Here is a 6,294-nt window from a genome sequence, read left to right on the forward strand (position 1 = left end):
ACAGTGATCCCCAGTTACACACAAGCCCCGGATGGGGTGTGTACAACCCTGTGGAATTGTGGATACCGGGAGGTCGTAGGGCGTTATTGTGTGACGCAAGTCTCGGTTTCGTCTCTCGTTCACCCATTCTTGCCGCCAAATCTCACCGAATGCACAGGAATGTTCGCCATTTCCATCCCCAACCAGTGTGTGGACAACTTGGGGATAACACGCGGGAGAAACTCTCCAGGAGCACTTCTGACTTGCCCGAGACCACGGTCTGTCCGATTACACTTGGGCACCGTGCACGTGCGTTGGCTCACGGCCTTCTTCGATTTCCCCGCCTCCGAATTCGGTCCGGAGGTGACCTTCTGGCGCGCCATCTCCGGCAGCACCGTCTCCCCTCCGCGCGGCCGCGCCAAGGAGTTCGCGACCCTCGAACCGTTCCACGGCGACCCCTACCTCCGCGTGCAGCGAGTCGAGGACGGCCCCGGAGGCATGCATCTGGATCTGCACGTCGACGACCCCCACGCCGGCGCACGCGAGGCGGAAGCACTCGGTGCGACCCTCGAGTCGGTCGCCGACGACGGCTTCGTGATCATGCGATCACCGGTCGGGGGCGTCTTCTGCCTGGTTCCATGGGCGGGCGAGGCAGTGCGCGCCCGCCCGATCCGCTGGCCCGGCGGTGCGATCAGCATCGTCGATCAGCTCCGCTTCCAAGTACCGTCGGCCGATTTCGACTCCGAGGTCAATTTCTGGTCGACGCTGATCGGCAAGGGAGCGATCGCCACCGGCGACGTGGACGAGGTGGCCCTCAACAACAGTCCTCGACTGTCACTGCAGGTGGTGATCGCGCGGACCGACGACGCCGAGGCAAGCGCCCACACCGCGCTGGCCGTGACCGGGATCGACGACGAAGTGGAACGGCACCGGGACTGGGGTGCCACGCTCATCGACCGCAACGGCGACACCGCTCGGATGGCCGATCCCGCCGGCCGGCTCTACTGCATCGCCGAACGCAACCCACGGACCGGGCTCTGACGCGAACCCCCTGACCGGGGAGTGCGTCAACGAGCCGCGAACTCACGCAGGCGCGCGGCTTCCCGTTCGCACTCCTGGCGCACGCGCTGGCTCAGGTCCGTCAACTCGGTCAGCGTCATATCGGAGCCGTCGAGCCGCCAGGTGCCCGCCAGCCGACCGTCGATGAGGATGAATCCGGGCGAGAGCCCGTTCGGGGTCACCGTCTGCCGGTAGACGTCCGCATCGGCGATGCGGATCCGGTCGATGTCCGCGAAGACCGCGTTGTCGAACGGCCCGACGAACCGCACCGGGACCGACGACTCCGGATCGGCCAGGGCCAAGCCCTCGAGGTCGTAGAGCGTCTCGCCTGCGGGGCCGGTGAGCTTCGCCAGTTCCCAGTCGGCTTCCATCGCCTCGACGATGGGACGCAGTCCGCGCAGACCCGACCAGGTCTGCACGGCCGCCACCGTTGACGGCCCGAACCCGCGCAGAAACATCCGGATCAGGTCGCGGATCGCTTCGTCGCCCGCAACGCCGACCGGACCGTCACCGATCCACTCGTCGAGCAACACGTACGACGGCGCGCCCGACCGGCGCCACAGCCCGCGCGGCGGCGTCTGCACCAGGGGAAGTCGCATTCGCGCCACCGCGACCATCGCGGCGGCAGGCTCACCGGGCCAACGCCGCGCCAGCCCCTGACGCAGGTCGGCGGCCGCGAGCGGACCGTCGGCCAGCAGCTCGACGGCAGCCGTCGACACCTCGTCGACGGTGACGTCGGTCAGCTCGCGCGCGTGCGAGCGCACGCCGATGTCGAGCACCGGCTGCAACGCCGGTCGCATCCACCGCGCATCGAGGGCGTCCATCAGGAAGACGGTGCCGCGGTGCAGCGCCATCCGCACCACCTCGCGCTCAGTGAGGAGGTCGTCGAGTTCGGTCGGGTCGAAGTCACGGATCCGCGACTCCAGCGCGAAGAACGCCGCCTGCGGATTCTGCGACTGCAGACCGACGCAACGGTCGATCACTTCGACGGCGTCTTCGTCGACGCGTTCGATCAAATGCTGACGCTCCAGCAGTGTGCGATTCCACTGCCGGAGGCTGACGCGGGGGCTCACGAGCCGAGGATGCCCAGTTGCCTAGCCGGCCGCCGGGAAGGTGAGCCCGGTGGTCGCGTGGCAGCGGTACCCGTTCGGGTTGGTGAACAGATACTGCTGGTGATACGCCTCGGCGTAGTAGAAGGTGCCGTCACCAGCGTCGGACAGCAGCGAGATCTCGCTGGTCACCGGACCGTATCCGGCCTCGGCCAGCACCGGCTCGAAGCGACGCGCCGCAGCCGCGGCGAGGTCGGCCTCGGCGTCGTCGAAGGTGAAGACCGCCGACCGGTACTGGGTGCCGATGTCGTTGCCCTGGCGCATCTCCTGCGTCGGGTCGTGGGTGGTGTAGAAGACCTCGAGCAGCTTCTCGAAGGTCAGCACCTGCGGGTCGTAGACCACCAGGACCGCTTCGGTGTGCCCGGTGCGCGCGGTGCACACCTCCTCGTAGGTCGGGTTCGGGGTGTAGCCGCCGGCGTATCCGACTGCGGTGGTCACGACTCCGGGAAGCTGCCAGAAGATCTCTTCGAAGCCCCAGAAGCAGCCGCCCGCCACCACGACGGCGCGCAGGTCCGGGCCCCAGTCTCCGATCCCTCCCGGCGCATACGCGCCGGAGGCGTCGGCCTCGCCGCGCAGCGGTCGTTGCAGAACCCGATGCTCGGCGAGCACCGGCATCGGTTCGGCCCGGCCCGGCAGTGCTTGATCGCGGGTCACCATCACCCGCTTGACGTCGGCGGCGGCCAGAAGACGATCGAACAGACTCATGGCTCCAGCGTACGTCGGACCGCTGTTGTCGGCTGTGAGGCGACCGAGTACGCTCAAAGCCCGGCCCGGCTGTGATGCAGATCACCGACCGGCGGAGCAGTCGCGATACAACGCAGTGGCGAGACGACGGGGAGGCGCACGATGGGCGGACGGCCGGAATTGCGGTTGAGGCGCATTGCCGACGAGAAGTCGGGGTTCGACATCCGGATTGGCGCACAGTGCGCGTCGATCGCCGCGACCATCGTCGTGATCATCGCCGCCATCGTGTTGGTAGCCGTGCTCTGACCGCGTGGCGCGCCACGCTTTTCGCACACCCGCGTGGGTCCTGTTGCAAAGACTGCCGGTCTACGGAACTGTAGAAAGAGGACCCGGGTACGGATCTTTCAACCTTCTTCAGTAAGAGAGGACCATCGTGGCTGACTACACCCTGCCTGAGCTGGACTATGACTACGGCGCTCTGGAGCCGCACATCTCTGGCAAGATCATGGAGCTCCACCACAGCAAGCACCACCAGGCCTACGTGAACGGCGCCAACACCGCGCTCGAGAAGCTGGCCGAGGCCCGCGAAGACGGCACCATTGCAGGCAAGGTCTTCGGCCTGTCGGCAAACCTGTCGTTCCACCTCGGTGGTCACACCAACCACTCGATCTTCTGGAAGAACCTGTCGCCCAACGGCGGCGACAAGCCGGTCGGCGACCTCGCAGACGCGATCGCCAACGACTTCGGCAGCTTCGACAAGTTCCAGGCGCACTTCACCGCCGCAGCCACCACCCTCCAGGGCAGCGGCTGGGCCATCCTCGGCTGGGACACCATCGGCCAGCGCCTCGTCATCGAGCAGCTCACCGACCAGAGCGGCAACACCTCCGCCGCCCTGATCCCCGTCGTCATGCTCGACATGTGGGAGCACGCCTTCTACCTCGACTACCAGAACGTCAAGCCGGAGTACGTCAAGGCGTGGTGGAACATCGTCAACTGGGCCGACGCCGGCGAGCGCTTCGATCGCGCACGCACCCAGGGCAACGGCCTCATCGTTCCGGCCTGATCCTCAGCCAGAGCGGGATACCCGGCGAAGCGACCCGGCACCTTTGGTGCCGGGTCGCTCTGCGTTCAGGTGGCCGCATTGAGGGGTGGACGTGCACTGCCCTGCCTGTTCAGCCCCGCCTGTTCTGCCCCGCCCGTTCAGCACGGCCTGTTCAGCACGTCAGTTGCAGCAATCGCAACAGTCGCAGCAGTCGTCGCAACCGTCGCAGTTTCCACACGCAGCCGACTTGTACTTGTCGGAGCAGTGATTCCAGTGGTCCGTGCACAGCGCCGGACCGCACAGCGTGACACCGGCGAAGGGCAGAACACGCTCATACCACTTCCGGTTCGGCTTGAAGGGCGGCGGATAGGGGGCGTTCGGCGGAAATCCGGGCGGGCGCTGGGCCGGCCAACCGACGTCGTAGGCCACCGGCTTCGCGCCGCAGCGATCGGCGAATGCGCCGGGGACCAGCGCTTGGCGACGAGACCGGACCGCACGGGCGATCCCGCCGAGAAGGACCGTCCGCAGCAGCCGGTCGTCGTGCAGGATAAGGGTCTCGTACCGCGCGGTGATCCGGTCGACGAGCACCGCCGCCCGATCGAGGGCGTCGCGGTCGGTCGTCCCCGACGCCTCCAGCGGGTTGAAGGCCCCTGCATTGCGATCAGCTTCCCGGTCGTCGACCGCATCCAGCAGATGCGCGAGCCGTCCGAAGTCGGCTCCGATGTCAGCGAGCGGGGCCCGGTTGTCTGGCACCTCCGCCCGGTCGGCGCTGGCGGCGAACACCGCTGCGCAGGCGTCCGCGGTCGGAGCCAGCAAGGCATCGAGATCTGAAGCGGTGCATTCGATCTCCGCCTGCGCGGCCAGCGGCGCCAGCACCGCGTCCACGTCGAGCGCGGTGACGGTCTGCACTCGGCGGTGCAGCGAGCGACTCGCCATCGACGCCGCGCGCGTGCGCCTCGGCTCGGGCGCGGCGAGCCCGAGTCGCTGCTCAGCAACCACGTCGTCGGCCTTCGCCGTCGCCAGCGCCAACGAGGCGGCCGCGGCGAGTGCGACACCCGGCTCGTCCGCCGTGACGACCTCGGCGGTCCGCATGCCGCGGAGCGGACACGGACCCGCGGTCCGCGTCGCCGTCTGCGATGCACGCTGTGCCGCGGTGAGCACCGAGACCATGATCGTGTCGGTGTTGGTGGTCGCGCGCGACAACTGCCCGTGACCGTCGCGCAGCGCCAAGCAGACGCCGCACAGGTGCGACCGCCACTGGTCTCTGAGCTCGTCGTCGAGCACGTGGCCGCAGGGTTGCAGCAGTCCGAACACGATGGTCCCTCTTTCAGCCGATGCCGGATGCATCCACGCTGCGGAGATTATCCGCCGCGACAGCCGTCTCGGCGCCAAATCGCGGCCGCGGCGAGTCACCCCTTGGCCGAGCCGCCGATCCGCGCGACACTGTCGACATGCGCAGTCGCAGCCGGCACCGTCCCGGAATTCGACGATGAGACCGCTGGAACCGTTGCGGGCACCGGTCGATCCCGTTGTCGCGCTGCAGCGGATCACCTGGCTGCTGGAACGGCAGCGCGAACGCAGCTACCGGGTGGAAGCTTTTCGCAAGGCGGCCCGCGCGGCGACCGCCCTGGGCGCCGACGCCGTCGCCGAACGTGCCGCGGACGGCTCGCTGCCGCAGGTGGAGCACATCGGCACGACCACCGCCCGAGTGCTCGTCGAGGCCGTGAACGGGCAGGTCCCCGACTATCTCGCGCGCTTGCAGGAGCAACCGGATCCCTTCCCACCGCAGGAGGCGGCGGCGCTCGTCTCCGAGTTGCGCGGCGACCTGCACGCGCACACCGACTGGAGCGACGGTGGCGCGTCGATCGACGAGATGGCCGCGGCAGCCGCGGCAATGGGCTACGCCTGGCTGGCGATCACCGACCACTCCCCACGCCTGACCGTCGCCCACGGCCTGACCGCGGAGCGACTCACGGACCAGATGGCCCAGATCGCCCAATGGAATACCACCCGGCGGAACTCGGGCTCCCAGACGCTGCGACTGTTGACCGGCATCGAGGTCGACATCCTCGACGACGGCGCACTCGATCAGTCCGACGACCTGCTCGCCGAGCTCGACGTCGTCACCGCGTCGGTGCATTCGAAGCTCCGGATGGAGCACGACGCGATGACCGCGCGCCTGGTCGCGGCCGCTTCCGACCCCCGCGTCAACGTCCTCGGGCACTGCACCGGACGACGTGTCCTCACCGGCCGCGGGCATCGGCCGCCGTCGACTTTCGACGCCGAGGCGGTGTTTCGCGCCTGCGCGGCTCACGGCACCGCCGTGGAGATCAACTCCCGCCCGGAGCGTGTCGACCCGCCCGATGAGCTGATCACGATGGCCCGCGACCTCGGCTGCCTGTTCGCCATCGACTCCGACGC

7 protein-coding genes are annotated in these 6,294 nt (G+C 68.3%); 4 read left to right on the top strand and 3 right to left on the bottom strand.

The window, feature by feature from the left end; translation table 11 throughout:
• The first annotated feature begins 282 nt into the window (after positions 1 to 282).
• Positions 283 to 1,020 (top strand): VOC family protein, encoded by a 738-nt coding sequence (locus tag GX543_RS10235; RefSeq protein WP_290851766.1) that lies wholly within the window; start codon positions 283 to 285, stop codon positions 1,018 to 1,020.
• A 26-nt stretch (positions 1,021 to 1,046) separates the two neighbouring features.
• On the opposite strand, the gene GX543_RS10240 is transcribed toward GX543_RS10235, so the two are convergent.
• Together GX543_RS10240 and msrA are read right to left on the bottom strand one after the other, a co-directional pair.
• Positions 1,047 to 2,111, bottom strand: a complete 1,065-nt coding sequence (locus GX543_RS10240) for a winged helix DNA-binding domain-containing protein (RefSeq protein WP_290851767.1) — start codon at positions 2,109 to 2,111, stop codon at positions 1,047 to 1,049.
• Positions 2,112 to 2,132: 21 nt separating this feature from the next.
• A complete protein-coding gene (gene msrA / locus GX543_RS10245) occupies positions 2,133 to 2,852 on the bottom strand; it encodes a peptide-methionine (S)-S-oxide reductase MsrA (RefSeq protein ID WP_290851768.1) in 720 nt (239 codons plus the stop codon).
• Between the two features lie 141 nt (positions 2,853 to 2,993).
• Between msrA and GX543_RS10250 the strand changes: the two genes are divergently transcribed.
• Both GX543_RS10250 and GX543_RS10255 read left to right on the top strand, forming a co-directional pair.
• Positions 2,994 to 3,137, top strand: a complete 144-nt coding sequence (locus tag GX543_RS10250) for a hypothetical protein (protein WP_290851769.1) — start codon at positions 2,994 to 2,996, stop codon at positions 3,135 to 3,137.
• A gap of 127 nt (positions 3,138 to 3,264) precedes the next feature.
• Positions 3,265 to 3,894: a superoxide dismutase gene (locus tag GX543_RS10255; protein ID WP_290851770.1), complete on the top strand. Its 630-nt coding sequence runs from the start codon at positions 3,265 to 3,267 to the stop codon at positions 3,892 to 3,894.
• A gap of 159 nt (positions 3,895 to 4,053) precedes the next feature.
• On the opposite strand, the gene GX543_RS10260 is transcribed toward GX543_RS10255, so the two are convergent.
• Complete coding sequence (locus GX543_RS10260) at positions 4,054 to 5,187, bottom strand: DUF5685 family protein (RefSeq protein WP_290851771.1); 1,134 nt, start codon at positions 5,185 to 5,187, stop codon at positions 4,054 to 4,056.
• Between the two features lie 175 nt (positions 5,188 to 5,362).
• Here GX543_RS10260 and GX543_RS10265 point away from each other — a divergent pair.
• A partial coding sequence (locus GX543_RS10265) for a PHP domain-containing protein (RefSeq protein WP_290851772.1) occupies positions 5,363 to 6,294 on the top strand: 932 nt, incomplete at its 3' end.

Origin of the sequence: Gordonia sp. (in: high G+C Gram-positive bacteria), assembly GCF_012515855.1 — a bacterium.
Lineage (GTDB): Bacteria > Actinomycetota > Actinomycetes > Mycobacteriales > Mycobacteriaceae > Gordonia.

Coding starts and splice junctions, on each gene's coding strand:
- msrA (WP_290851768.1), bottom strand. CDS start 2,852: ATGAGTCTGTTCGATCGTCTTCTGGCCGCCGCCGACGTCAAGCGGGTG.
- GX543_RS10250 (WP_290851769.1), top strand. CDS start 2,994: ATGGGCGGACGGCCGGAATTGCGGTTGAGGCGCATTGCCGACGAGAAG.